At 66.6% G+C, this 21,076-nt stretch carries 22 protein-coding genes; 13 read left to right on the forward strand and 9 right to left on the reverse strand.

All coding sequences use genetic code 11. From position 1 onward, the window contains the following. Positions 1 to 80: 80 nt before the first annotated feature. Positions 81 to 1,199 (reverse strand): helix-turn-helix domain-containing protein, encoded by a 1,119-nt coding sequence (locus FHW64_RS10025; RefSeq protein ID WP_184525563.1) that lies wholly within the window; start codon positions 1,197 to 1,199, stop codon positions 81 to 83. A gap of 192 nt (positions 1,200 to 1,391) precedes the next feature. Here FHW64_RS10025 and FHW64_RS10030 point away from each other — a divergent pair, with 192 nt between their 5' ends. The 7 genes from FHW64_RS10030 to FHW64_RS10060 all read left to right on the forward strand — a co-directional run bounded on the left by FHW64_RS10030 (position 1,392) and on the right by FHW64_RS10060 (position 9,035). Beyond that, entirely contained in the window at positions 1,392 to 1,883 is a 492-nt protein-coding gene (locus tag FHW64_RS10030; protein WP_184525565.1) for a (2Fe-2S)-binding protein, read from the forward strand. An 11-nt stretch (positions 1,884 to 1,894) separates the two neighbouring features. Continuing rightward, on the forward strand, positions 1,895 to 4,273 hold the full coding sequence (locus tag FHW64_RS10035) for a xanthine dehydrogenase family protein molybdopterin-binding subunit (RefSeq protein ID WP_184525566.1): 2,379 nt from the start codon (positions 1,895 to 1,897) through the stop codon (positions 4,271 to 4,273). Between the two features lie 21 nt (positions 4,274 to 4,294). Next, positions 4,295 to 5,080 (forward strand): xanthine dehydrogenase family protein subunit M, encoded by a 786-nt coding sequence (locus FHW64_RS10040; protein ID WP_184525568.1) that lies wholly within the window; start codon positions 4,295 to 4,297, stop codon positions 5,078 to 5,080. Positions 5,081 to 5,225: 145 nt separating this feature from the next. Next, complete coding sequence (locus FHW64_RS10045; RefSeq protein WP_184525570.1) at positions 5,226 to 6,155, forward strand: MoxR family ATPase; 930 nt, start codon at positions 5,226 to 5,228, stop codon at positions 6,153 to 6,155. A gap of 53 nt (positions 6,156 to 6,208) precedes the next feature. Beyond that, on the forward strand, positions 6,209 to 7,357 hold the full coding sequence (locus FHW64_RS10050; RefSeq protein WP_184526309.1) for a VWA domain-containing protein: 1,149 nt from the start codon (positions 6,209 to 6,211) through the stop codon (positions 7,355 to 7,357). A 38-nt stretch (positions 7,358 to 7,395) separates the two neighbouring features. Continuing rightward, complete coding sequence (locus FHW64_RS10055; protein ID WP_184525572.1) at positions 7,396 to 7,995, forward strand: CoxG family protein; 600 nt, start codon at positions 7,396 to 7,398, stop codon at positions 7,993 to 7,995. 29 nt (positions 7,996 to 8,024) lie between these two features. Further along, on the forward strand, positions 8,025 to 9,035 hold the full coding sequence (locus tag FHW64_RS10060) for an XdhC family protein (RefSeq protein WP_184525573.1): 1,011 nt from the start codon (positions 8,025 to 8,027) through the stop codon (positions 9,033 to 9,035). A gap of 6 nt (positions 9,036 to 9,041) precedes the next feature. Here the strand turns inward: FHW64_RS10060 and FHW64_RS10065 are convergent, their stop codons facing one another. Next, on the reverse strand, positions 9,042 to 9,266 hold the full coding sequence (locus FHW64_RS10065) for a hypothetical protein (protein ID WP_184525575.1): 225 nt from the start codon (positions 9,264 to 9,266) through the stop codon (positions 9,042 to 9,044). Between the two features lie 88 nt (positions 9,267 to 9,354). On the opposite strand from FHW64_RS10065, the gene FHW64_RS10070 reads away from it, so the two are divergent. From FHW64_RS10070 to FHW64_RS10085, 4 genes are read left to right on the forward strand one after another with little or no spacing between them, the layout of a single operon-like run. After that, positions 9,355 to 10,353 (forward strand): zinc-binding alcohol dehydrogenase, encoded by a 999-nt coding sequence (locus tag FHW64_RS10070; protein WP_221210250.1) that lies wholly within the window; start codon positions 9,355 to 9,357, stop codon positions 10,351 to 10,353. Between the two features lie 28 nt (positions 10,354 to 10,381). Continuing rightward, positions 10,382 to 10,795 (forward strand): 6-carboxytetrahydropterin synthase, encoded by a 414-nt coding sequence (locus tag FHW64_RS10075; protein ID WP_184525577.1) that lies wholly within the window; start codon positions 10,382 to 10,384, stop codon positions 10,793 to 10,795. After that, positions 10,753 to 11,856 carry a glycosyltransferase family 4 protein gene (locus FHW64_RS10080; RefSeq protein ID WP_184525579.1) on the forward strand — a complete coding sequence of 368 codons (1,104 nt, stop codon included), beginning with the start codon at positions 10,753 to 10,755 and terminating at the stop codon, positions 11,854 to 11,856. The genes FHW64_RS10075 and FHW64_RS10080 overlap by 43 nt, the downstream gene beginning before the upstream one ends. Then, positions 11,853 to 12,689 carry a class I SAM-dependent methyltransferase gene (locus FHW64_RS10085; protein ID WP_184525581.1) on the forward strand — a complete coding sequence of 279 codons (837 nt, stop codon included), beginning with the start codon at positions 11,853 to 11,855 and terminating at the stop codon, positions 12,687 to 12,689. Before FHW64_RS10080 ends, FHW64_RS10085 begins: the two co-directional genes overlap by 4 nt. 8 nt (positions 12,690 to 12,697) lie before the next feature. Here the strand turns inward: FHW64_RS10085 and FHW64_RS10090 are convergent, their stop codons facing one another. From FHW64_RS10090 to FHW64_RS10105, 4 genes are all read right to left on the reverse strand, one after another. After that, positions 12,698 to 13,591, reverse strand: a complete 894-nt coding sequence (locus FHW64_RS10090) for a RibD family protein (RefSeq protein WP_221210251.1) — start codon at positions 13,589 to 13,591, stop codon at positions 12,698 to 12,700. A 72-nt stretch (positions 13,592 to 13,663) separates the two neighbouring features. Further along, positions 13,664 to 14,350, reverse strand: a complete 687-nt coding sequence (locus FHW64_RS10095) for a glutathione S-transferase family protein (RefSeq protein ID WP_184525582.1) — start codon at positions 14,348 to 14,350, stop codon at positions 13,664 to 13,666. Next, positions 14,347 to 15,987, reverse strand: a complete 1,641-nt coding sequence (locus tag FHW64_RS10100) for a (2,3-dihydroxybenzoyl)adenylate synthase (RefSeq protein WP_184525584.1) — start codon at positions 15,985 to 15,987, stop codon at positions 14,347 to 14,349. The genes FHW64_RS10095 and FHW64_RS10100 overlap by 4 nt, the downstream gene beginning before the upstream one ends. Before the next feature lie 14 nt (positions 15,988 to 16,001). Further along, positions 16,002 to 17,141 (reverse strand): FAD-dependent monooxygenase, encoded by a 1,140-nt coding sequence (locus tag FHW64_RS10105; RefSeq protein ID WP_184525586.1) that lies wholly within the window; start codon positions 17,139 to 17,141, stop codon positions 16,002 to 16,004. 76 nt (positions 17,142 to 17,217) lie between these two features. On the opposite strand from FHW64_RS10105, the gene FHW64_RS10110 reads away from it, so the two are divergent. Then, entirely contained in the window at positions 17,218 to 18,441 is a 1,224-nt protein-coding gene (locus FHW64_RS10110; RefSeq protein ID WP_184525588.1) for an NAD(P)/FAD-dependent oxidoreductase, read from the forward strand. Here FHW64_RS10110 and FHW64_RS10115 read toward each other — a convergent pair. Continuing rightward, on the reverse strand, positions 18,438 to 18,656 hold the full coding sequence (locus FHW64_RS10115) for a hypothetical protein (RefSeq protein WP_184525590.1): 219 nt from the start codon (positions 18,654 to 18,656) through the stop codon (positions 18,438 to 18,440). The two genes, FHW64_RS10110 and FHW64_RS10115, sit on opposite strands and share 4 nt — an antisense overlap. A gap of 51 nt (positions 18,657 to 18,707) precedes the next feature. Then, positions 18,708 to 20,144: a DHA2 family efflux MFS transporter permease subunit gene (locus tag FHW64_RS10120; protein ID WP_184525592.1), complete on the reverse strand. Its 1,437-nt coding sequence runs from the start codon at positions 20,142 to 20,144 to the stop codon at positions 18,708 to 18,710. Between the two features lie 183 nt (positions 20,145 to 20,327). Here FHW64_RS10120 and FHW64_RS10125 point away from each other — a divergent pair, with 183 nt between their 5' ends. Beyond that, a complete protein-coding gene (locus FHW64_RS10125) occupies positions 20,328 to 20,516 on the forward strand; it encodes a hypothetical protein (RefSeq protein WP_184525594.1) in 189 nt (62 codons plus the stop codon). Between the two features lie 6 nt (positions 20,517 to 20,522). Here the strand turns inward: FHW64_RS10125 and FHW64_RS10130 are convergent, their stop codons facing one another. Next, entirely contained in the window at positions 20,523 to 21,047 is a 525-nt protein-coding gene (locus FHW64_RS10130) for a hypothetical protein (RefSeq protein WP_184525596.1), read from the reverse strand. Between the last annotated feature and the right edge of the window lie 29 nt (positions 21,048 to 21,076).

The raw sequence follows: 21,076 nt of genomic DNA on the forward strand, positions 1-21,076 counted from the left end.
AAGTGTAAAAACGTCCATCGGGACGAGCGATGGGGTGGCCTGCCGTTTCGTGGCAAACCGCACGAACGGAACGGACGATTTCAGCCGGCGCGGCGGCTTCGAGGGAGCTTGCGGTAGACGGTCGCGCGACTGATGCCGAGCGCGCGCGCCGCCTCGGCGACGTTGCCGCGTGCTTCGTCGACCGCCTTGCGAATCAGCGCGGTTTCGACATCGCGCAGCCGGGTCCGGCCGTTGCCTTGCGACGACAGCGGTGGCCGGCCGGCGAGCTGCGGCCGGACTTGTACACGCAGTCCCGACCACAGCGGCACTTCGAGCACTGGATCGCCGCGCCGCGCAGCGTCGAAGAGCATCTGCGGCGGCAGCGCGAAGAGATCGTTGCAGTTCAGCGCGAGTCCGGCGCCCAGCGGCTGGTGCAGCATGTGCCGCGCCGCCGCGTTGGCACCGGCGACGTAGCCGTCCGCGTCGATGCACAACAGCCCTTCGGTATCGGCGCCGGGCGCGCTGCCGGGCCAGGCGATCCCCAATCGCAACTCGCAGGGATGCTGCAGCAGCAGCGCGTTCTCGATGCTGCGCGCCGACAGGGCGGCGAGGTGCCGCAGCTCCGGCCGCTCGACCACCTGCACGCCAGTCAGGTCCAGCATGCCGATGCACTCGCCGAGCGGGCCGAAGAGCGGCGCGCCCGCGCAGCTGTAGACGCTGGTGTCGTCGAAGAAATGCTCGCCGCGATGCAGCCACACCGATTCGTGCTCGGCCAGTGCCGCGCCGATCGCGGTGGTGCCGACTGCGCGTTCCGACAGGTCCACCCCGATGCGCGCGATGTCGCGGGCATGCCGCGCGGCCGGATCGCTGCCGCCTGGCAGCGCGCCCACATCGACCACGATGCCGTCTGCATCCGTGAGGATCGCGAAGTAGCGCGTGTCGGCGATCGCGCGCGAAAGTCGTTCGATTACCGGGCGCGCTGCCGAGACCAAAGCCCGGTTGCGCTCCGCAACCCGCATGGCGGCCTGCGCCGAAACCGGGTCGAAGCTCACATGCTCGCGAGGCTGCCGCCCAGCCGCGAGACAGCGTTGCCACGAGCGAAGCAGCCATGGCTCGACGCGCGCGCCTTGCGTGTCGGCGTCACCATCGATCCATTCACGCCGCGCCTGGGCGATGGAGATGGAACGCTCTGGCAGTGGCGAAGCGAGGGAGGCGGTCATCGTGTGGGTCCGGGCCTGAACGGCACCTGTCGTGATGTGCGCATTGCCGGCGGGCAAGCTGTTTCATTTTGAGAATTTCAAGTGTCCCGCGCAAGCGGCTAGGGTTTTGCCTAGGGTTCCGGTCAGGTGCGGCGTCCAAGATTCACATGGCCGAAAACAGCCATCTCTTACCTTTACAACGGAGACAGCCACATGCAGGTTTCTTTCACGGTCAACGGCCGGGATGTCACGGTCGACGCGCCTCCCAACACCTTCCTGGTCCAGGCGCTCCGGGAGCACCTCCATCTCACCGGCACGCACGTCGGCTGCGACACCGCGCAGTGCGGCGCCTGCACCGTTCACGTCAACGGACGCGCGGTGAAGTCATGCAACGTGCTGGTCGGGCAGATCGCCGGCGCGAAGATCACGACCATCGAAGGCGTTGCGCAGCCCGACGGCACCATGCATCCGATGCAGGCGGCCTTCAAGGAGTGCCACGGCCTGCAATGCGGCTTCTGCACCCCGGGCATGGTGATGAGCGCCATCGACCTGTGCACCTACCACCCGAACGCGAGCGAGACCGAGATCCGCGAATTGCTCGACGGCAATCTCTGCCGCTGCACCGGCTACCAGAACATCGTCAAGGCAGTCCAGATGGGCGGCAAGGCGATGACCGAACCCGCCAAGGCCACGGCCAACGCCTGAGGAGAAAAGTCATGGGTGCATCCGACTTCTCCAACCTGCCGCACATCGGCGAGGCGCTGCGTCGCAAGGAGGACTACCGCTTCCTCACCGGCGCCGGCCAGTACACCGATGACGTGAATCTGCAGAACCAGACGCACGCGGTGTTCCTGCGTTCGCCGCACGCGCACGCGAACATCAAGTCCATCGACACGTCCGCCGCGCTCAAGATGCCCGGTGTGGTCGGCATCTTCACCGGCAAGGACATCGACGGAAAGATGGGCGGCCTGCCCTGCGGCTGGCTGATCAACAACCCCGACGGCACGCCGATGAAGGAGCCGCCGCACCCGATCCTCGCGATCGGCAAGGTGCGCTATGTGGGCGATCACGTCGCGCTCGTCGTGGCCGAGACAGTCGAGCAAGGCAAGAACGCCGCCGAAGCCATCGTGGTCGACTACGAAGAGCTCCCTGCGCTGGTCAGCGTCGCCGATGCGGCGAAGAAGCAGAGCGGCGTCGTCATCCACGAGCAGGCGCCGGATAACCAGTGCTACAAGTGGGCGATCGGCGACAAGGCGGGTGTGGATGCGGCTTTCGCGAATGCGGCGCACGTGACGAAGCTCGACCTCGTCAATAACCGCCTCGTGCCCAACCCGATCGAGCCGCGCGTTGCCATCGGCAGCTACAACCGCGCGAACGACGAGTACACGCTGTACGTCGCCAACCAGAATCCGCACGTCGAGCGCCTGCTGATGACGGCGTTCGTGCTGGGCCTGCCCGAGCACAAGGTGCGCGTGATCGCGCCCGACGTGGGCGGCGGCTTCGGCTCGAAGATCTACCTCTACGCGGAAGACGTGGCGCTCACCTGGGCCTCGAAGCAGCTCAACCGCAGCATCAAGTGGACGGGCGAGCGTTCGGAGTGCTTCCTCTCTGACGCGCACGGCCGCGACCACGTGAGCCACGCCGAGATGGCGATGGACGCCAACGGCAAGTTCCTCGCGCTGCGCGTGCACACCGATGCGAATCTTGGCGGCTACCTGTCGACCTTCTCGACCGCGGTGCCGACCATCCTCTACGCCACGCTGCTCGCAGGGCAATACACGACGCCGCAGATCTACGTCGAAGTCGATGCGTGGTTCACGAATACCGCGCCCGTCGATGCCTATCGCGGTGCGGGGCGGCCCGAGGCCACCTACCTGCTCGAACGGCTCGTGTCGCGCTGCGCGTGGGAAATGAACCTCGGGCAGGACGAGATCCGCAAGCGCAACTTCATCACCGCCTTCCCGTACCAGACGCCGGTCGCGCTGCAGTACGACACGGGCGATTTCCACGCTTGCATGGACAAGGCGAAGACGCTGGCCGACGTGGCCGGATTCGCGCAGCGCAAGTCGGCGAGCGAGGGCAAGGGCAAGCTGCGTGGGATCGGCTATTCAAGCTACATCGAAGCCTGCGGCATCGCGCCGTCGAACATCGCGGGCGCACTCGGTGCGCGTGCGGGCCTGTTCGAATGCGGCGAAATTCGCGTGCATCCGACCGGCAGCGTGACGGTGTTCACCGGCTCGCACAGCCACGGCCAGGGGCATGAGACCACCTTCGCGCAGGTGGTGGCCGCACGCCTGGGCATCCCCGTCGAAAACGTGGACGTGGTGCACGGCGATACCGGCCGGGTGCCCTTCGGCATGGGCACTTACGGATCGCGCTCGATCTCGGTCGGCGGCGCGGCGATCATGAAGGCGCTCGACAAGATCGAGACCAAGGCCAAGAAGATCGCGGCGCACCTGATGGAAGCGAGCGACGCCGACGTCGAATTTGCCAACGGCGAGTTCACCGTCAAGGGCACCGACAAGAAGATCCCCTTCGGCCAGGTTGCGCTCACTGCCTACGTGCCGCACAACTACCCGCTCGACAAGCTGGAGCCGGGGCTGAACGAAACCGCGTTCTACGACCCGACGAACTTCACCTTCCCGGGCGGCACCTACATCTGCGAAGTCGAAGTCGACAAGCAGACCGGCGAAGTCAAGGTCGATCGCTTCACCGCGGTGGACGACTTCGGCACCATCATCAATCCGATGATCGTGGAAGGGCAGGTGCTCGGCGGGCTCGTGCAGGGCATCGGCCAGGCATTGATGGAGAACTGCGTCTACGACAAGGAGAGCGGCCAGCTCCTCACCGGCAGCTTCATGGACTACGCCATGCCGCGCGCCGAGGACTTCCCGATGTTCAAGCTCGACACCGTGTGCACGCCCTGCACCCACAACCCGCTGGGCACCAAGGGCTGCGGCGAGGCGGGCGCGATCGGTTCGCCGCCGGCGGTGATCAACGCCGTGCTCGATGCGCTCGCGCCGCTCGGTGTGAAGGACTTCGACATGCCGGCATCGCCCTACCGCGTGTGGGAAACGATGCAGAAGCAACCCTGAACACGGAAAGGTCTGAACACCATGTACGCCTTCACCCTCGAACGTCCCACGACCCTGGCCGAAGCGGTCAAGCTCGCCGCGGCAGGCGCCAAGCCGCTCGCCGGCGGGCAGACGCTGCTGGCCTCGATGAAGCTGCGGCTTTCCGCACCCGAGCAACTGGCCGACCTGAGCGGCGTCAAGGAGCTTGCCGGCATCAGCAAGTCGGGCGATGCGCTCGTGATCGGCGCGATGACGCGGCATCTCGATGTCGCGAACAACGCCGACGTCAAGGCTGCCTTCCCGGCACTCGCGTGGCTTGCCGATCACATCGGCGACCGGCAAGTGCGCGCGATGGGCACCATCGGCGGATCGGTCGCCAACAACGATCCGGCCGCGTGCTACCCGAGCGCGGTGCTCGCGACCGGCGCCACGGTGGTCACCACCCAGCGCGAGATCGCGGCTGATGATTTCTTCCAGGGCCTTTTCACCACCGCGCTGACCGACGGCGAGCTCATCAAGGCGATCCGCTTCCCGGTTCCGAAGCGAGCGGCCTACGAGAAGCTGCGCCAGAAGGCATCGAACTTCCCGCTCGTGGGTGTGTTCGTTGCGCAGTTCGACAGTGGCGTGCGCGTGGCAGTGACCGGCGCTGGCAACGGCGTGTTCCGGCATGCGGGGCTCGAGCAAGCGCTCAGCAAGGCCTTCACGCCGGAGTCGGCCGCGTCGGTGAAGATCGATTCGGCTGATCTGAATACGGACCTGCATGCTTCTGCGGCGTATCGCGCGAACCTGATCAGCGTGCTTACGCAACGCGCAGTACAAAAGGCCTGACCCCCAGCCTCGCCCACTTCGTGTGGCTCGGACACCCCCTTTCAGGGGGCAATCCCAGCGGCCCGGCGAAGCCGGTTCCGCGGAATTCCTGGACTTGTTGCGCCAGTTTCATGCGTCGTGGGGAGTGGCGCGGTAAAACACTGAGATGACCGATCAAACAACGCCCCCGGCGGCTTCGCCGTTCTCTTCCATCGACGCCGTCGTGCAGGCACTGCAAGGCGCCGGCTACTACGCCGACCGACGGCTCGCCACGGCGGTGTTCCTTGCGCTCAAGCTCCAGCGGCCGCTGCTGCTCGAAGGGGAGCCCGGTGTGGGCAAGACCGAGCTTGCCAAGGCGCTGTCGACCGCGCTCAGCCGCGAGCTGCTTCGGCTCCAGTGCTACGACGGCCTCGAACAGCGCGAGGCGCTCTACGAATGGAACTACGCCGCGCAGCTCCTGCACATGCGCGCGGCGGAGGCGCAGGGCATCTCGACCGACGTGGAATCGGAGGTCTACCAGCCGCGCTACCTGATCCGCCGCCCGCTGCTGCAGGCCCTGCAGGCGCCCGCGCCCGGCGCGGTGCTGCTCATCGATGAAGTCGATCGCGCCGACGAACCCTTCGAGGCCTTCCTGCTGGAGTACCTCGGCGAGTACCAGGTCAGCATTCCGGAACTCGGCACCATTCGTGCGCTGGTGCCGCCAGTCACGATCCTCACCAGCAATCGCACGCGCGAGCTCAACGATGCGGTCAAGCGCCGCTGCCTTTATCACTGGCTCGACTATCCGGAGCGCGAGCGCGAACTCGCGATCGTGCGCGCACAGGTGCCGCAGGCGGGCGCCGCGCTTTCCGAGCAGATCGCGAGCTTCGTCGGCCGGCTGCGCAGCACGCCATTCGCGAGTGCCTTCCAGCGCGGACCGGGCATTGCCGAAAGCGTCGAATGGGCGAAGGCGCTGGTGGCGCTCGACACCATCGAGCTCGACCCCGAAATCGTGGTCGACACCGCCGGCATCCTGTTCAAGCAGCGCGACGACGTCGCCTCGCTGACGCACGCGATGGCAACCGATCTCCTCAAGCCCGAGGAGGCCTCGTCTTGAGTGACACCGTCCATCAGCTTGGCGACGCACGCCGCGGCAAGCTGGCGGGCAACATGCTGGGATTCGGCCGCGCATTGCGCCGGGCAGGCGTGCGGACCGATTCGATGCGCATCGCGCTTGCCGCCGAGGCCGCAACGCTGGTGGGCGTCGAGAACCGCCTCGACCTTGCGGCTGCCATGGAAGCCGTGATGATCAGCCGCGAAGAAGATCGCCTCGTGTTCCGCGAACTCTTCGATGCATGGTTTCGCGACCCCGAGCTGGCCAACAAGCTGCTCGCGCAGATGCTGCCGAGCGCCGAAGGCAAGGCCGAGCCTTCCAAGCGCAGGCCGCGTGTGCGGGAGGCATTGGCGCCGCCGCGCGAAGCGGGACGTGCGGCACAGAACGAGCGCGAAGTCGATTTCGATGCCGCGATGACCGCGAGCGACCGCGCGCGCATCCACCATGCCGATTTCAATGCGCTCGGTGCGGCGGAATACCGCCTCGTCGAACGCCTCGCGCGCGACATCGCGCTGCCGATTCCAACGCTGCCCGCGCGGCGTTTGCGCGTCACGGGCGATGCGGGCGCGCATTCGCGCATGCACTGGCCCGGCGTGCTGCACGAGGCGGCGCGCACCGGCGGCGAGATCCTGCGGCTGCCACGGTGGGCGCGGCGCAAGCAGCCGCTGCCGCTGCTCGTGCTGGTCGATGTGTCCGGCTCCATGGAACGCTATGCGCGGCTGCTGCTTGCATTCCTGCACGCGTCGACGCGGCATTCGGGCCGGCGCGACGTCTTTGCTTTCGGCACGCACCTGACCGACCTGACACCGGCATTCCGACTCGCCGATACCGATTCGATGCTGGCCGCCGCGAGCGAATCGATCGACGACTTCGCCGGCGGCACGCGACTCGGCGAATCGCTGGTGGAACTGCGCCGCCGTCACGCCCGCCGCCTGACTGGACGGCGCACGCTGGTGCTGGTGATCAGCGACGGTCTCGACACCGGCGAGCCCGAGATCCTCGACAACGAACTGCAATGGCTCAAGCGCCATTCGCGGCGCGTGCTGTGGCTGAATCCGCTGCTGCGCTACGAAGGCTACGCACCCCTTGCGCGCGGTGCGGCCATGTTGCATCGCCATGCAGACGCGATGCTGGCGGTCCACAATCTCAGCGCACTGGAACAACTGGCGACCAGCCTCGCGATGCTCATGCGGTCGGGCCGCTGAAGATCCGACCCCACTCGAATTCAGAAGGAAGACTCATCATGGAAATGCTCGGCAACCGCAAGCTCGGGATCACGCAGCAGCAGGCCTGGGACGCGCTCAACGACCCGGAGACGCTCAAGAAGTGCATCCCCGGCTGCGACAAGTTCGAGTTGACGGGCGACAACCAATACGCCGTCGGGCTGGCGGTCAAGATCGGTCCGGTCTCGGCGAAGTTCAGCGGCAAGGTCACGCTGTCGGACATCCAGGCGCCCGAAAGCTACAAGCTCAGTTTCGAAGGGCAGGGCGGCGTGGCCGGCTTTGCCAAGGGCTCGTCGGGCGTGTCGCTCAAGCCCAATGCGGATGGGGCCGAAGGCTGCGAACTCGACTACACGGTGCAGGCGCAGGTGGGCGGAAAGATCGCGCAGCTCGGGCAGCGGCTGATCGATGGCGCGGCCAAGTCCACCGCCGACGATTTCTTCAAGCGTTTCGAAGCCGAGATGCAGAGCCGCTACGGCCCGCCGCCCGCGGAAGCATCGGCCGATGGCGACGCCGCGCCGGCCGAGAAAGAAGGCGCGATGGCGGGCTTCATGCGGAAGATGGGATTCGGCAAGAAGGACAAGGACGAGGAAGGCGACACGACCGAGAAGCCCGCCGACTGAAGAACAGAGAGAGATAGAGAGACAGAGCTATGGAAAACCTCGATGTGATGGTGCTTCGTGCACTGCGTGACTGGCGACAGGCCGGCCGCCGCGGTCTGCTGGCGACGGTGGTGCGAACCTGGGGTTCGTCGCCGCGCCCGATCGGCTCGATCATGGCGTTGGCGGAAGACGGTGCGGTGCTCGGCTCGGTGTCCGGCGGCTGCATCGAAGACGACCTGATCGCGCGCTACACCCGCGCGCACGGCGACGGCGTGATGCCGACAGGCAAGCCGGCCTTCGTCAAGTACGGCATCACGGCGGATGAAGCGCATCGCTTCGGACTGCCGTGCGGCGGCACGCTCGAGTTGCTGCTCGAATACGACCCCGATCCGGCATCGTTGCAGACGCTCGTGGCGTCGCTCGAACGCGGGCGGCTCATGCAGCGCACTGTGACGCTCGCGGATGGATCGGTGAAGCTGGCCGAAGCATCATCGCCCGCGGAGTTGACGGTCAATGATGCGGAGCTGGTCAACACCTTCGGCCCCGAGTACCGGATGCTGCTCATCGGCGCGGGGCAACTGGCCGAGTACCTCGCGACGATGGCGCAATTCAGCGGATTCGCCGTGACGTTGTGCGATCCGCGCACCGAGTACCAGACTTCATGGAATGTGCCGGGCGTGACCACCACCACCGAGATGCCGGACGACGCGGTGACGGCGTTCAAGCCCGACCGCCGCAGTTGCGTGGTCGCACTCACGCACGATCCCAAGCTCGATGACCTCGCCCTGCTGGAGGCCTTGGAGACCGAGGCGTTCTACGTCGGCGCGATCGGCTCGCGCCGCAACGCCGAGGCGCGTCGAGAACGCATGATCGAGCACTTCGACCAGACCGAAGCCTCTCTGGCGCGCCTACGCGGGCCGATCGGCATCTATATCGGCAGCAAGACGCCGCCGGAGATCGCGGTGAGCGTGATGGCGGAAATCCTCGCGGTGAAGAACGCGGTGCAGTTGCCGCGCGAAGCGGCAGTCGCGGTTGCGAAGGCGGCGGCTGCGGCCGTCTGAGCTGCGTCAGCGGCGGGTGTCGGTCAGCCCGCCGAGGAAGGTGGTGCTGCGGCCCATCGCGCGGCGCATGTCCTTCGATTCGAGCGACTCGGCGCGGGACATCGAGAACAGGAAGAAGCCCGCGACGATCGCGATGCACAGTGCCACTGCGATGAGCAGGCCAGCCAGCGAGCCGAAGTAGAAAGCGAGTGCGAGAAGGCCGAGATTGGCGAGAAGGAGAAGGGCGCGCATGGCCCGACAGGCTATCAGAGAACGATGACGCGAACGGCCCTTCGCGCTGCGTAAAAACACTGAGCACTTTCTCGTACAGTGATGCGCCATGCCTTCATCTCGATCCCTCGAAATTGCGGGTGACTCCAGCGCTTGCTGGATCGAAGCGCCCGGCCGCGCAATGATCCGTGCCGCGACGGTTTCAGCGCCATCTGCGGGGCAGGTGGTGGTGCGGGCACTTCACTCCGCAGTCAGCCGCGGCACCGAGATGCTGGTGTTCCGCGGCGAAGTGCCTCCAGGCGAGTTCCAACGAATGCGCGCGCCGTTCCAGGAAGGCGATTTCCCGGCGCCGGTGAAGTACGGCTATGCCAGCGTGGGCATCGTCGAGGAAGGTCCTCAGGAACTGAAAGGGCGCCACGTCTTCTGCCTGCACCCGCACCAGACACGCTACGTCGTTCCGGCGGATGCGGTGCATGTGCTGCCCGAGGGCCTGCCGCCCGCGCGTGCGGTGCTGGCCGCGAACATGGAGACCGCCGTCAATGCCATGTGGGATGCCGCGCCGCGTGTGGGCGATCGCGTGGCGGTGGTGGGCGGCGGCGTGGTCGGCCTGCTGGTGGCCTGGCTCGCGGGGCGCATGCCGGGCTGCAAGGTGGAACTCGTCGACGTGCGTGCGCAGCGGCGTGCGGTGGCCGAGGCGCTCGGCGTTGGTTTCTCGACACCGCAGGATGCGACGCCCGATGCCGATCTGGTGGTTCATGCCAGCGGCAATCCGCAAGGACTCGTCACTGCCCTTGGGCTCGCGGCCTTCGAGTCGACGGTCATCGAGATGAGCTGGTATGGCACGCGCGATGTGCCGCTGCCGCTGGGCGAAGCCTTCCATTCGCGCCGTCTCACCCTCAGGAGTTCGCAGGTCGGCCATGTGGCGACGGCCCAGCGCGCGCGATGGGATCGCGGTCGACGCATGGCGCTGGCGCTCTCGCTGTTGTGCGATCCGGTGCTCGACGCGCTCATCACCGACAGCGCACCCTTCGACGAATTGCCCACGGTGCTCGAACGGCTGTCTGGCGGTGCACCCGACACGCTGTGCCAGCGCATCGACTATTCCTGAACCACTCTTCCGTTTCTGAAAGGCCCGCATGTACACCGTCAATGTCCGCGACCATTTCATGATTGCCCACAGCTTCTCCGGCGTGGTGTTCGGCCCGGCGCAGCGCCTGCATGGTGCGACCTACGTGGTCGACCTAGAGATGCGCCGCGCCGAACTCGACCCGGACGGGGTGGTGGTCGACATCGCGCTCGCAACCGAGGTCCTGCGCCGCGTTCTCGGCGATCTCAACCTGCGCAACCTCGACGAAGAGGCGGCCTTCAAGGGCAGGAACACCACGACCGAGTTCATGGCGCGCGTGATCTTCGACCGCGTGGCCGCCTGCATCGCCGCCGGGGAACTCGGCCCGCATGCGAGTGGTCTTTCGGGCCTGCGCGTGCGTCTGAACGAATCGCACGTCGCATGGGCGGCCTACGAGGGCGCCTTGCCTGCGCGCGCATCGTGAAGCTGCAATGCAGCTTCCTCGTGCCGGGCAAGCTCGACACGCGCACCGGCGGCTTCACTTACGACCGGCACATCATCGATGGCCTGCGCAGCCTCGGCTGGCATGTCGATGTGCGCTCGCTCGGCGAAGGCTGGCCGGCACCTGACGATGTGGCCCTGGCCGCTGCTTGGCAAACCCTGAGCGCATTGCCCGACGACTCGCTGGTCGTTGTCGATGGTCTCGCCTTCGGCGCAATGCCAGAGTTTGCAGAGGCGCATGCGAGGCGCCTGCAGTGGGTGGCGCTGGTGCATCACCCGCTCGCGCTGGAGACCGGGCTGGATGGCGATGCGCGCGCGGCGCTGTTCGACAGCGAACGAAAGGCGCTGTCGACCGCGCGTGCCGTCGTCGTCACCAGTCCTTCCACCGCTCGCGCATTGGCGGCGTACGACGTGCCGGCCGCGCGCACCACCGTGGTCGAGCCGGGCACCGAGCCCGCACCGCTTGCAACCGGGTCCGGCTCCGGCGAGCTGCACTTGCTGAGCGTGGCGAACGTGAGTCCCCGGAAAGGCCACGCCTTGCTGATCGATGCACTTGCCGGCTTGCGCGACCGGCGTTGGGTGCTGCATTGCGTCGGCAGCCTCACCATGGATGCCGAATGCACCGCTTCGCTCGTGGCCGCCATCGATCGGCACGGCCTCCGCGATCGCGTGATGCTGCACGGCGAGCAGGACGAACCGGCGCTGCGTGCGTTCTACGAACGCGCGGACGCCTTCGTGCTGCCGTCCTTCCACGAGGGCTATGGCATGGCGCTCGCGGAAGCGTTGGCGCATGGCCTGCCGGTGATCAGCACCACGGCCGGTGCGATTCCCGACACCGTGCCGGCCGATGCGGGCGTGCTCGTGCCGCCGGGCGACGAGGCGGCCCTTCGCGCGGCACTGCAGCGGTTGATGGACGACGCCGGGTGGCGTGCGCAGCTCGCCTCAGGTGCGAGGGCTGCGCGTGATCGTCTGCCGACCTGGGCGGATAGCGCCGCGCGTTTTGCAGTGGCCCTGGAAGCGCTCGAAACGCTCGCCGACGAATGAACGGCTTCAGCGTCGACTGGCTGGCACAGCGCGAACCCTTTGATCGCCAGGCGCGCAACGCCGCGGCCGCGTTGTTCGATCTGCCGGGACTCGCTGCCCGACTGCGCGGCAGCGCTTCGAGCTTGACCGTCCTCGACCTCGCGTGCGGCACCGGAGCGAACCTCCGCGAGCTCGCACCGCGGCTGGGGAGCGCTCAGCGATGGACGCTGGTCGACCACGATCCTCGATTGCTGGCGGCATTGCCCGACGCGTTGGCGCCATGGGTGCGAACGCCGGGTCTGGTCGAGATCGAGACACTGCGTCGTGATCTTGCGCAACCGTTCGACGTGTCGCTGTTCGCACGCCATCGGCTGATCACTGCGTCGGCGCTGCTCGATCTGGTGTCTGCGCAATGGATCGACGGATTGGCCCAATGCGCACGGGACGCCGAAGCCGCGGTGCTGTTCGCATTGAGCGTCGATGGGGGCGTCGAATGGCAGCCCGAATTGCCGGGCGACGCAGAAGTCCATCGCATGTTCGTGGCGCATCAGCATCGCGACAAGGGCTTCGGTCTGGCACTGGGCGGCGACGCGGTGCACCATGCCGCGGCGCGACTGTCATCGTTGGGCTATGAGGTCACGCAGGCGGCAAGCCACTGGCAGATCGATGGCCGGGGCGGTGAGCAGTCGACCGCCATGTTGCGCGCGATGATCGAAGGTGCGGCGGCCGCGGCGCTGGAGCAGCAACCGTCAGCCTTCACGTTGATCGAGGACTGGACTGCACAGCGCCTCGATGCGATCGAATGGACGACCCTGCGCGTCGGCCATCGCGATCTCCTGGCGACCTTGCCCTGAGGTGAAGTTCAGTCCCGGGAAGCGGACGACGTCTCGCGCAGGTCCAGATCCCACAGCACATCGTCGCCCATGCGGAACACGCGCCCTGACGGCCGCAGGCAGTCGCGCATCGCGGCGCTTCGCGGAATCTGAAGGCCGGGCCGTCCGGAGCCGATGACCACCGGCGCGATGCTGAGGTGCAACCGGTCGAGGCAGCCCTGCGCGATGAAGCGCGAGACCGTGACGCCGCCGCCTTCGACGAACAGCACGCGAAGCTCGCGTGATGCGAGCTCGGTCACCAGCGCGCGCAGGTTCAGTCGGCCTTCGCTGTCCACCATCGCGGGCACGGCAAGCACCTGATCGGCACCAAAGCGCCGGCCTGCTTCGGCGGCGCGGCTCGCATCGCAGGCGAGCAGCGTCGGGGCGACCCGATCGGAGAGCGCTCGCAGCGTGGGGGTCAGCCGCAGTGCCGGATCGATCAGCACGCGCACAGGGTGTCGGCCATCGACGTGCCGCGTGGTGAGTTGCGGATCGTCGAGAGCCGCCGTGTTCGCGCCGACGATGACCGCATCGCAAAGGGCGCGCAGACGGTGGAGATGCACCAGCACTTCGCGACCGTTCACGTAGTGCGAATCGCCGCTGTGCGTCGCGACGTAGCCGTCGAGGCTCTGGCCGAGTTGCCCGATGACCCAGGGTGCACCTTGGCGCGGCCGATCGAGCAGCGGCTTGATGAGCTCGAACAGTTCGACTGCCGCATCGTCCCACATGCCGCGCAGCGAGAAGCCTTGCGCGGTATCGCCAGCCAGCGGCGCATCGGGCTTCCATGGGAGCTGTGCCAGTTCGCCGCGGCGATGCAGGACGATGTCGAGGCACAGAGGCCAGAGCGCATCGACGCCGGGAATGGCGGTGGGGGTGGGCATCATCGTGGGCGGATTCTCCGTACTGGACCGTGGCCTGCCTGTCGGGAGGATACCCGCGCAGGCGTCGCCGCGGGCCTACCTGCGTGCCGGCAGTGCGTCCGTAGAGGGCGATGGCGAAACGCCCTGTGCCACCGCCGCAGCATCTTGAGCGGCAAGTGCGCGTCGATAGCCGTCGCGCTTCTGGAGGCGCTCCCAGTAGGCTGCGACGGCCGGCGGGAAGTGCTCGGACAGGCGGACCTCACACGCGAGCATCAGCGCATAGCCCACCGAGATATCGGCCGCGGTGAAGCGATCGGCGCACAGGTAGTCATGCTGCTGAAGCACCGCATCGATGCCACGCAGACGTGCGAGGAACCACTTGGCGTAGTCCTCGGCCGCCTGCGGCAGCTTGCGTTCGTCGGGCTCGAAGTAGCGGTAGCGCAGCACGAGGGTCTGCGGAAAGGTGAGCGTGGCCTCGCCATGGTGCAGCCAGTTGAGCCATCCGCCGTAGCCGGGATCTTGCGGTCGCAGGGCCAGCCCGTGCGTGTTCTCGGGATCGCATCGCTGCGTGAGGTACTGGCACATCGCGGCCGATTCGGTCATGCGCGTCTCGCCGTCGATCAGGTAGGGGATGGTGCCCAGGGCGTTGATCTCGAGGTAGCTGCGCTGCAGCATGCGCGGCGGAAACGGCAGCATGCGCAGTTCGTAGGTTGCACCCAGCTCTTCGAGCGCCCAGAGCGGACGGAACGAACGCGCGCTCACACAGTGGTAGAGAACGATCATGCGCCTCCCTGCGCAGTCAGCCGTTCGCGCAACTCGCGCTTGAGGATCTTGCCTACCGGGCTCACCGGGAACTCCGTCATGATCTCCAGCCGCTCCGGCAGCTTGAAGGATGCGATCTTCTGCTGGCGCAGATAGGTGACGAGTTCATCGAAGCCGAGTGTCGCGCCGGGCTGCAGGATCACGCAGGCACAGGCCTTTTCGCCAAAGACGGGATCGGGCAGGCCCACGAGCGCGACCACCTTGACCTGAGGCATGCCGAAGATGAGGTTCTCGATCTCGTCGCAGCTGATCTTCTCGCCGCCGCGATTGATGAGGTCCTTGCGCCGGCCTTCGGTGAAGACGTGTCGTCCGCGCTTTCGCACGATGTCGCCCATGCGATAGAAGCCGTCGGGCGTGAAGGCCTCGGCGTTCTTCGCGGGTGCGTTGTAGTAGCCGCGGATGGTGTAGGGGCCGCGCGTGACCAGCTCGCCCGGCTCGCCGTCGGGCACTTCGTGGTCGTTGTCGTCGAGCACCTTGATCTCGTCGTGTTCGCTGACCGGCGCACCGGAGCTTTCGAGCAGCAGCGCCTCCGGGTCGTCGAGCCGCGTCATGTTGATGAGGCCTTCGGCGGTGCCGTAGATCTCTTGCGGCGTGCAGCCAAACTGGTCGCGCAGGCGCGTTCGCAGTTCGGGCGCGAGCCGCGCGCCGCCGTTCTGTACCACCTTCAGCGAAGAAAGATCGAAGCGCTTCGGCACGTCGCTGTTGAGCCAGTTCGATATGAGCGGCACGACGCTCGCGATCACCGAGACGCGCTCGCGCTCGACGCTGGCGAAGGTCGACTCGATGTCGGTGCTCGCGGCGATGACCACCGTGCCGCCCGCATGGAAGGTGCCCAGGATGCCCGGCGACGCGAGGTTGTAGTTGTGCCCGAGCGGGAGGATCGCCATGAACACGGTGTCGCGGTCGAAGCCCGCCGCCTGCGCGCACAGGCGGGCATTGAGCACGTAGTCGTTGTGCGTGCGTGGGATCAGCTTCGAGACCGAAGTCGTGCCGCCGGAGAGCAGCATCGTCGAGACGTCGTCGGGTGCAGGGCGGATGGCCTGCAGGCGTGCAGCGATCGCGTCGTCATCGGCCGTGCCGCCGTCGATCAGCGGTTCTAGCGCGCGCTGGCCCGGCGCTGGTTCGCCCGCGACGATCACATGGCGCAGGTGCGGAAACTCCGCCGCCATCTCGGCGGCCATCGACCGATAGTCGAAGTTGCCGGCCACGTCGGGGATGAGATACGCGGTCGCGCCCGATGCCCGGATGAAGTGGCGCACCTCGTTGTGCCGGTGGGCACGAAGCGCCATCACCGGGATCGCGCCCAGCCAGTTGAGCGCGAGATAGGCAATGACGAACTCGGGCACGTTCGGCAGTTGCATCACCACACGGTCGCGCGGCTTCAGGCCGAGGTCGAGCAGAGCTGCCGCGAGGCGTTTCGAGGACCGCACCAGCTCGGCATAGCTGATGCGCCGCTCGTTGAAGATCAGCGCGGTCTTTCCGGGTGTCGCGCGCATGGTGCGCTCGACCATCTCGGCGACCGTGATGTCTTCCCACAGGCCGAGCCTGCGGAACTTGTCGGCCGCCTCCGCAGGCCAGGGCACGCAGCCATCGAGCATGAAGGTCCCTCCGGTCAGAAGCTGAGTTCGGGGTGCAGCTTTTCGTAGGCTGCGGCGAGTTCCGGGTCACGCTTGCGGACATCGTCGTGGTCCACGCGCCCGCTGCGCGTGACGTAGTCGTAGGCGAAGGAGATCGGATCGAGCGGCAGCTTCGGGCCGAGGTTCTCGTACCACTCGGTGCTCCTGATCGCGGCCTTCTGGAGCGAGTCGGAGCCGGGCTGCCGGATGCGAACGAATTCATCGAGCATCTTCGGAACGTCGTTGCCGCAGGTCTTGTACGCGTCGAAGAGCGCGATCGAGTCCTGCATCGCGAGCCGCGTGCCGGAGCCGACGGAGGGATGGCCCGTCCGCAGCGCATCGCCGATGAGCACGATGTTGCGGTAGTGCCAGTTGCGGTTCTTCACGATGGTGTAGCGGAACCAGTTCGATTTGTTCGACAGCAGCGCGTGGCCCTGGAGGTCGTCGGCGAACACCTGCTCGCACCACGCGAGGCTCTGGGCTTCGCTCATTCGCCCGAGACCGGCCTTCTCGAAAGTGGCCGGGTCCACTTCGACGAGGAAGGTGCTGTGCGTGCGGCTGTAGCGGTAGGTGTGCGCGATCGCGAGGCCGTCAGGGTTCTGGCGGAAGATGAGCGACAGCGGATTGAAGAGCTGTGTGGTGCCGTACCACGCGAGCAGGTTCGGTCGCTCGTCGAGCGTGGGCTGGAAGTGCTCCTTGTAGCGCGTGCGGATCGTGCTGTTGGCGCCGTCCGCGGCGACGATGAGGTCCGCATCGGCGAAGGCGTCGACGTCCTCGAAGCGGCGCTCGAACTCGATCACGACGCCGACCTGGCGACAGTGCGCATGCAGCGCCTTGAGCAGGTCGATGCGCGCCATGCGATGGAAGGTGTTGTGCGCCAGCGTGACATGCACGCCCTGGTGCACCACCGCCATTTCGTCGAACACTTCCTGGTTGCGCGTCATGGACTCGTAGAGCTCGGGCGCGACGTCGCGCACGAAGGCGAGCGCGACATCGGAGAACACCACGCCCCAGCCGTAGGTGGCGCTTTCGGGATCGCGCTCGTAGACGCGGATGTCGTGCGACGGATCGTCGCTCTTCATCAGGTAGGCGTAGAACAGGCCCGCGGGGCCGCCGCCGACGATGCGTATCTTCATCTCGTTGTCTCTGTGTTCTCTGTGCTTGTGGCCGCCATGCTAAGGCTACAGTGGCGGACACGTCACGGAAACCATCATGAATTCGAACATCGTCATCATCGGCGGCGGCCACGCGGCCGCCCAACTCTGTGCCGGCCTCGTGGAAGCGGGGCAGGGCGCGCGCATCCACATGGTGTGCGAGGAAGCGGCCATTCCCTATCACCGGCCGCCGTTGTCGAAGGCCTTCCTCAAGAGCCCGGACGAGGTGCCACAGCAGCATCGCGCCGAGGCGTGGTATGCGGAGGCGGGCATCACGCTGCATCTGGGCGACGCGGCGCAGGCCATCGACCGTCAGGCGCGGACGGTCACGCTCAAGTCGGGTGCGGTGCTCGAATGGGAGCGGCTGGTGCTCGCCACCGGGACGCGGGCGCGTCGCATCTCAGCGCTCGAAGGGCTGGAGAACGTTGCGCTTCTTCGCGCTGCCCACGAGGCGGTGCAGCTCCGCGACAAGCTCGCTGCAGCGCAGCACGTGACCGTGCTCGGCGGCGGCTTCATCGGGCTTGAAGTGGCCGCGACCGCGCTCGCGTTGGGCAAGCAAGTGCTGGTGCTCGAAAGCGCGCAGCGACTGCTGGGCCGCGCCGTGTCGCCTGAGCTGTCGGCGCATGTGCTCGCGACGCATCGTGCGGCGGGCATGGACATCCGCGTGGGCGTGAAGACGGATGTGCGACAGGTCGACGGCAACCACCTGACCGCGATCGAGATCGATGGCCAGCCGCAGCCCATCGATCTTCTGCTGCTCGGCATCGGCGCTGTGCCCGAGATCGCGCTCGCGCAGGCAGCCGGCCTCGAATGCGCGGACGGTGTCGTAGTCGATGCCTACATGCAGACCAGCGACGAGGCGATCCTCGCAATCGGAGACTGCACGCGCTTTCCGGACCAGCGCTCGGATGCGCCGCTGCGGCTCGAATCGGTCCAGAACGCCAACGACCAGGCGCGTACTGCGGTGGCGACGCTCACCGGAGCGCCGCGACCGCACGACGTGGTGCCATGGTTCTGGTCGGATCAGGGAAGCATGCGCTTGCAGATGGCCGGGCTGGTGCCGGTGCCAGGGACGCCTGGCGCGCTGACGGTCCGGCGTCCGGGCGCGAATGCCGCGTCGTTCTCGTTGCTGCACTACGTCGGTGCGCAACTGCGCTGCGTCGAATCGGTGAATGCACCGGTCGACCACATGATGAGCCGCAAGCTGCTCGAAGCGGGTCGCAGCCCTGAACCGGCAGTCGCGGCCGATCCGGCCGTGCCGCTGAAGTCACTCCTGGCTTAGGAGACGTTGCGCTGAGCGGGCGCCTCGACGTTCTTGCGAATCTCGGCGTCCATGATGCGCGTACCGGCCGCAAGGGCGGCCTCGTAGGTGTCCGCTCCGTACTCGGCCGAGCGCAACACCTTGCGCGGCGCACCGCCAGCATCGGTTTCGAGGAGCGTCCAGAGGAACGATCCGGGCGCGGGCTCGTCGATGACGAGTTTGATCGGGTTTTTCATGCTTTGATGGTGGGCGCCCGACCCCGGATTTTCTGTAGGCCGATGCCTACGTTACGCCCGTGTCATCGACCGCGACGGTTGTGCACTGCCGCGGAGAAGCACGGCTCCGAGCACGGACGCAACGACCGCGAAGATCGCACCCACCAGGAATGCCGATTGATAGCCCGCAGTGAGCGCGGCGGGTGTCGCAATGCCTGCTGCGAGCAGGTTCCCGGTGCGCGCGGCCGCGACGCTCGCCAGCACCGCGAGGCCGAGCGCGCCGCCCATCATGAACGCGGTGTTGACCACGCCCGAGGCCAGTCCCGATTCGCTCGGCGAGACATCGCTCATCGCGACGAGCAACAGTGGATTGAGCGCCATGCCTGCACCGATGCCCAGCAGCGTCATACCCGGCAACACATCGACGAGGAAGCTGCCGTCGACGGGTGCCCGCGCGAACAGGGCGAGGCCCGCGGCCGCAAGCAACAGCCCGAATGCGAGCGGCCCGCGGTTGCCGAATCGCATCACCAGCTTGGCCGAGAGCCCGAGGGAGAACGCCGCCATGATGAGGTTGGCCGGAAGGAAGGCGAGGCCCACCTGCATCGGCGTGCTGCCCAGCACTAACTGCAGGTACAGCGCGGAAATGAAGAACCACGCGAACATCGCCGCCGCCCAGAGCACGCCGATCACGTTAGCCGTCGAGACGTTGCGCAGGCGAAAGAGGCGAAGCGGCATCAGGGGATGCTGCACGCGGGATTCGATGACGAGAAAGATCGCCATCAGCACGATGGACACGCCGAGCAGCGAAAGCGTCTGCGTCGAAGTCCAGCCGGCCTCGTTGCCATTGACGATTGCATAGACCGCTAGCATCAACGCCGCGGTCACCGTCACGGCCCCGCCGACGTCAAGGCGCTCGCCGGCGGCGTGTCCGCGCGCATCGGGTAGCAGGGCCACGCAAAGCCCGTAGACCGCGACGCCGATCGGCAGGTTGACGAGGAAGATCCAATGCCAGCTCAGCGCGCCGGTGAGCAGTCCCCCCAACAGCACGCCGATGCTGCCGCCGCCCGCGCACACGAAGCCGTAGACGCCCATGGCCTTGGCGCGCTCGGCCGGTTCGGTGAAGAGATTCATGATGAGCGACAGCGCTACCGCCGACACCACTGCGCCGCCGAGCCCCTGGACCGCGCGTGCCGCCACCAGCAGCGCTTGAGAGTTCGAGAGCCCGCAGGCCATCGAGGCGAGCGTGAAAAGCGTGATGCCGAGCAGGAAGAGCCGGCGGTGGCCATAGAGATCGCCAAGCCGCCCGCCCAGCAGCAGGAAGCCGCCGAAGCTCAGCATGTAGGCATTGACGACCCAGACCAGCGAGGTCTCCGAAAAGCCGAGGTCCTGGCGGATGGAGGGGAGGGCGACATTCACGATCGTGGTGTCGAGCACGATCATCAACACGCCGAGGCACAGAACCATCAACGCGAGCCAGCGCCGACGGTCGTCCATGGAATGCTGGGGCATGAGGAAGGGTCTCCTGAAGCTTGTGGATGCTGTACACAAAACCTTATCAGAGGTGCTGGACACCGTCCACATCCGCCCGGCGGGCACTTTTCCGCAGCTCTGGCCTTTCTCAGGGTCTACCCTTGTAAGAATTCATGCCTACTGCTTGTGAGAATTCATGTAAGGGTAGTTAAAATGTATTACATGAATACCGATCGCGACAACTTCCACGACTGGCATCGGGACAAGCCGGACACAACGTCCTTCTCCGGCCTCCATCGCAATGAAATGCCGGAGTACAACCAGCCCGTCGCGCGCTGGGGTCGATTGGTTTTCTTCGCCGTTCTCGGTGTCGCGCTGGTTCTCGGCTTCAAGTATTTCGCGCGTCTCTGAGCCCGCTCAGCCCATGACGCGAAGCGCGTCGGCCGGGCTTTCCGTGCGGGCGGCGCGCAGGCGCAAGACCTGGACCGTCGCGCCGATCAGGAACACCACGAATAGGCCTCCGATGACCGCCTGCAGCGCCGGCGATGCATCCGGATCGGCCACCCACGGCGCGCCCAGCGGCAGGCGCGTCGAGGTCTCGGTGGCACCCGGGATCATGTGGAAGAAGAAGGTCAGCGAATAGCTGACCACCGCCACGTAGGGCGACAGCTTTCCGAAGATATTCGAACGCCCCGCCTGCCAGGCCACCGCGAGCACAACCAGCGTGATGATGCCCAGCGCATGCGGCTTGCCGAAGCCGCCGTGCTGGAAGATGCCGAAGCCTGTGAGGCAGGTCAGCACCGTGGCGATCACGTACACCCGGCCTGCGCGGGTGTTCATCGAGATTTCCTTGAAGCGAAAGAAGGCGATGAGACCGGCGATCACTGCCACGAGGCTGATGGCGGTGTGGACCGTACCGAGGGGCGTCAGACCATAGAACATGCGAGCTCCTGTTTGAGGGTGATTGCGGC

It is taken from the genome of Variovorax sp. Sphag1AA (assembly GCF_014192575.1).
Classification (GTDB): domain Bacteria; phylum Pseudomonadota; class Gammaproteobacteria; order Burkholderiales; family Burkholderiaceae_C; genus Variovorax.

What these genes read in the sequence shown, in the direction of transcription:
- FHW64_RS10085 (WP_184525581.1), top strand. Translation starts at nt 11,853, where the DNA reads ATGAACGGCTTCAGCGTCGACTGGCTGGCACAGCGCGAACCCTTTGAT.
- FHW64_RS10050 (WP_184526309.1), top strand. Translation starts at nt 6,209, where the DNA reads ATGCTGGGATTCGGCCGCGCATTGCGCCGGGCAGGCGTGCGGACCGAT.
- FHW64_RS10090 (WP_221210251.1), bottom strand. Translation starts at nt 13,591, where the DNA reads ATGATGCCCACCCCCACCGCCATTCCCGGCGTCGATGCGCTCTGGCCT.
- FHW64_RS10100 (WP_184525584.1), bottom strand. Translation starts at nt 15,987, where the DNA reads ATGCTCGATGGCTGCGTGCCCTGGCCTGCGGAGGCGGCCGACAAGTTC.
- FHW64_RS10120 (WP_184525592.1), bottom strand. Translation starts at nt 20,144, where the DNA reads ATGCCCCAGCATTCCATGGACGACCGTCGGCGCTGGCTCGCGTTGATG.
- FHW64_RS10095 (WP_184525582.1), bottom strand. Translation starts at nt 14,350, where the DNA reads ATGATCGTTCTCTACCACTGTGTGAGCGCGCGTTCGTTCCGTCCGCTC.
- FHW64_RS10060 (WP_184525573.1), top strand. Translation starts at nt 8,025, where the DNA reads ATGGAAAACCTCGATGTGATGGTGCTTCGTGCACTGCGTGACTGGCGA.
- FHW64_RS10125 (WP_184525594.1), top strand. Translation starts at nt 20,328, where the DNA reads ATGAATACCGATCGCGACAACTTCCACGACTGGCATCGGGACAAGCCG.
- FHW64_RS10035 (WP_184525566.1), top strand. Translation starts at nt 1,895, where the DNA reads ATGGGTGCATCCGACTTCTCCAACCTGCCGCACATCGGCGAGGCGCTG.
- FHW64_RS10075 (WP_184525577.1), top strand. Translation starts at nt 10,382, where the DNA reads ATGTACACCGTCAATGTCCGCGACCATTTCATGATTGCCCACAGCTTC.
- FHW64_RS10105 (WP_184525586.1), bottom strand. Translation starts at nt 17,141, where the DNA reads ATGAAGATACGCATCGTCGGCGGCGGCCCCGCGGGCCTGTTCTACGCC.
- FHW64_RS10065 (WP_184525575.1), bottom strand. Translation starts at nt 9,266, where the DNA reads ATGCGCGCCCTTCTCCTTCTCGCCAATCTCGGCCTTCTCGCACTCGCT.
- FHW64_RS10030 (WP_184525565.1), top strand. Translation starts at nt 1,392, where the DNA reads ATGCAGGTTTCTTTCACGGTCAACGGCCGGGATGTCACGGTCGACGCG.
- FHW64_RS10025 (WP_184525563.1), bottom strand. Translation starts at nt 1,199, where the DNA reads ATGACCGCCTCCCTCGCTTCGCCACTGCCAGAGCGTTCCATCTCCATC.
- FHW64_RS10110 (WP_184525588.1), top strand. Translation starts at nt 17,218, where the DNA reads ATGAATTCGAACATCGTCATCATCGGCGGCGGCCACGCGGCCGCCCAA.
- FHW64_RS10070 (WP_221210250.1), top strand. Translation starts at nt 9,355, where the DNA reads ATGCCTTCATCTCGATCCCTCGAAATTGCGGGTGACTCCAGCGCTTGC.
- FHW64_RS10115 (WP_184525590.1), bottom strand. Translation starts at nt 18,656, where the DNA reads ATGAAAAACCCGATCAAACTCGTCATCGACGAGCCCGCGCCCGGATCG.
- FHW64_RS10040 (WP_184525568.1), top strand. Translation starts at nt 4,295, where the DNA reads ATGTACGCCTTCACCCTCGAACGTCCCACGACCCTGGCCGAAGCGGTC.
- FHW64_RS10055 (WP_184525572.1), top strand. Translation starts at nt 7,396, where the DNA reads ATGGAAATGCTCGGCAACCGCAAGCTCGGGATCACGCAGCAGCAGGCC.
- FHW64_RS10130 (WP_184525596.1), bottom strand. Translation starts at nt 21,047, where the DNA reads ATGTTCTATGGTCTGACGCCCCTCGGTACGGTCCACACCGCCATCAGC.
- FHW64_RS10045 (WP_184525570.1), top strand. Translation starts at nt 5,226, where the DNA reads ATGACCGATCAAACAACGCCCCCGGCGGCTTCGCCGTTCTCTTCCATC.
- FHW64_RS10080 (WP_184525579.1), top strand. Translation starts at nt 10,753, where the DNA reads ATGGGCGGCCTACGAGGGCGCCTTGCCTGCGCGCGCATCGTGAAGCTG.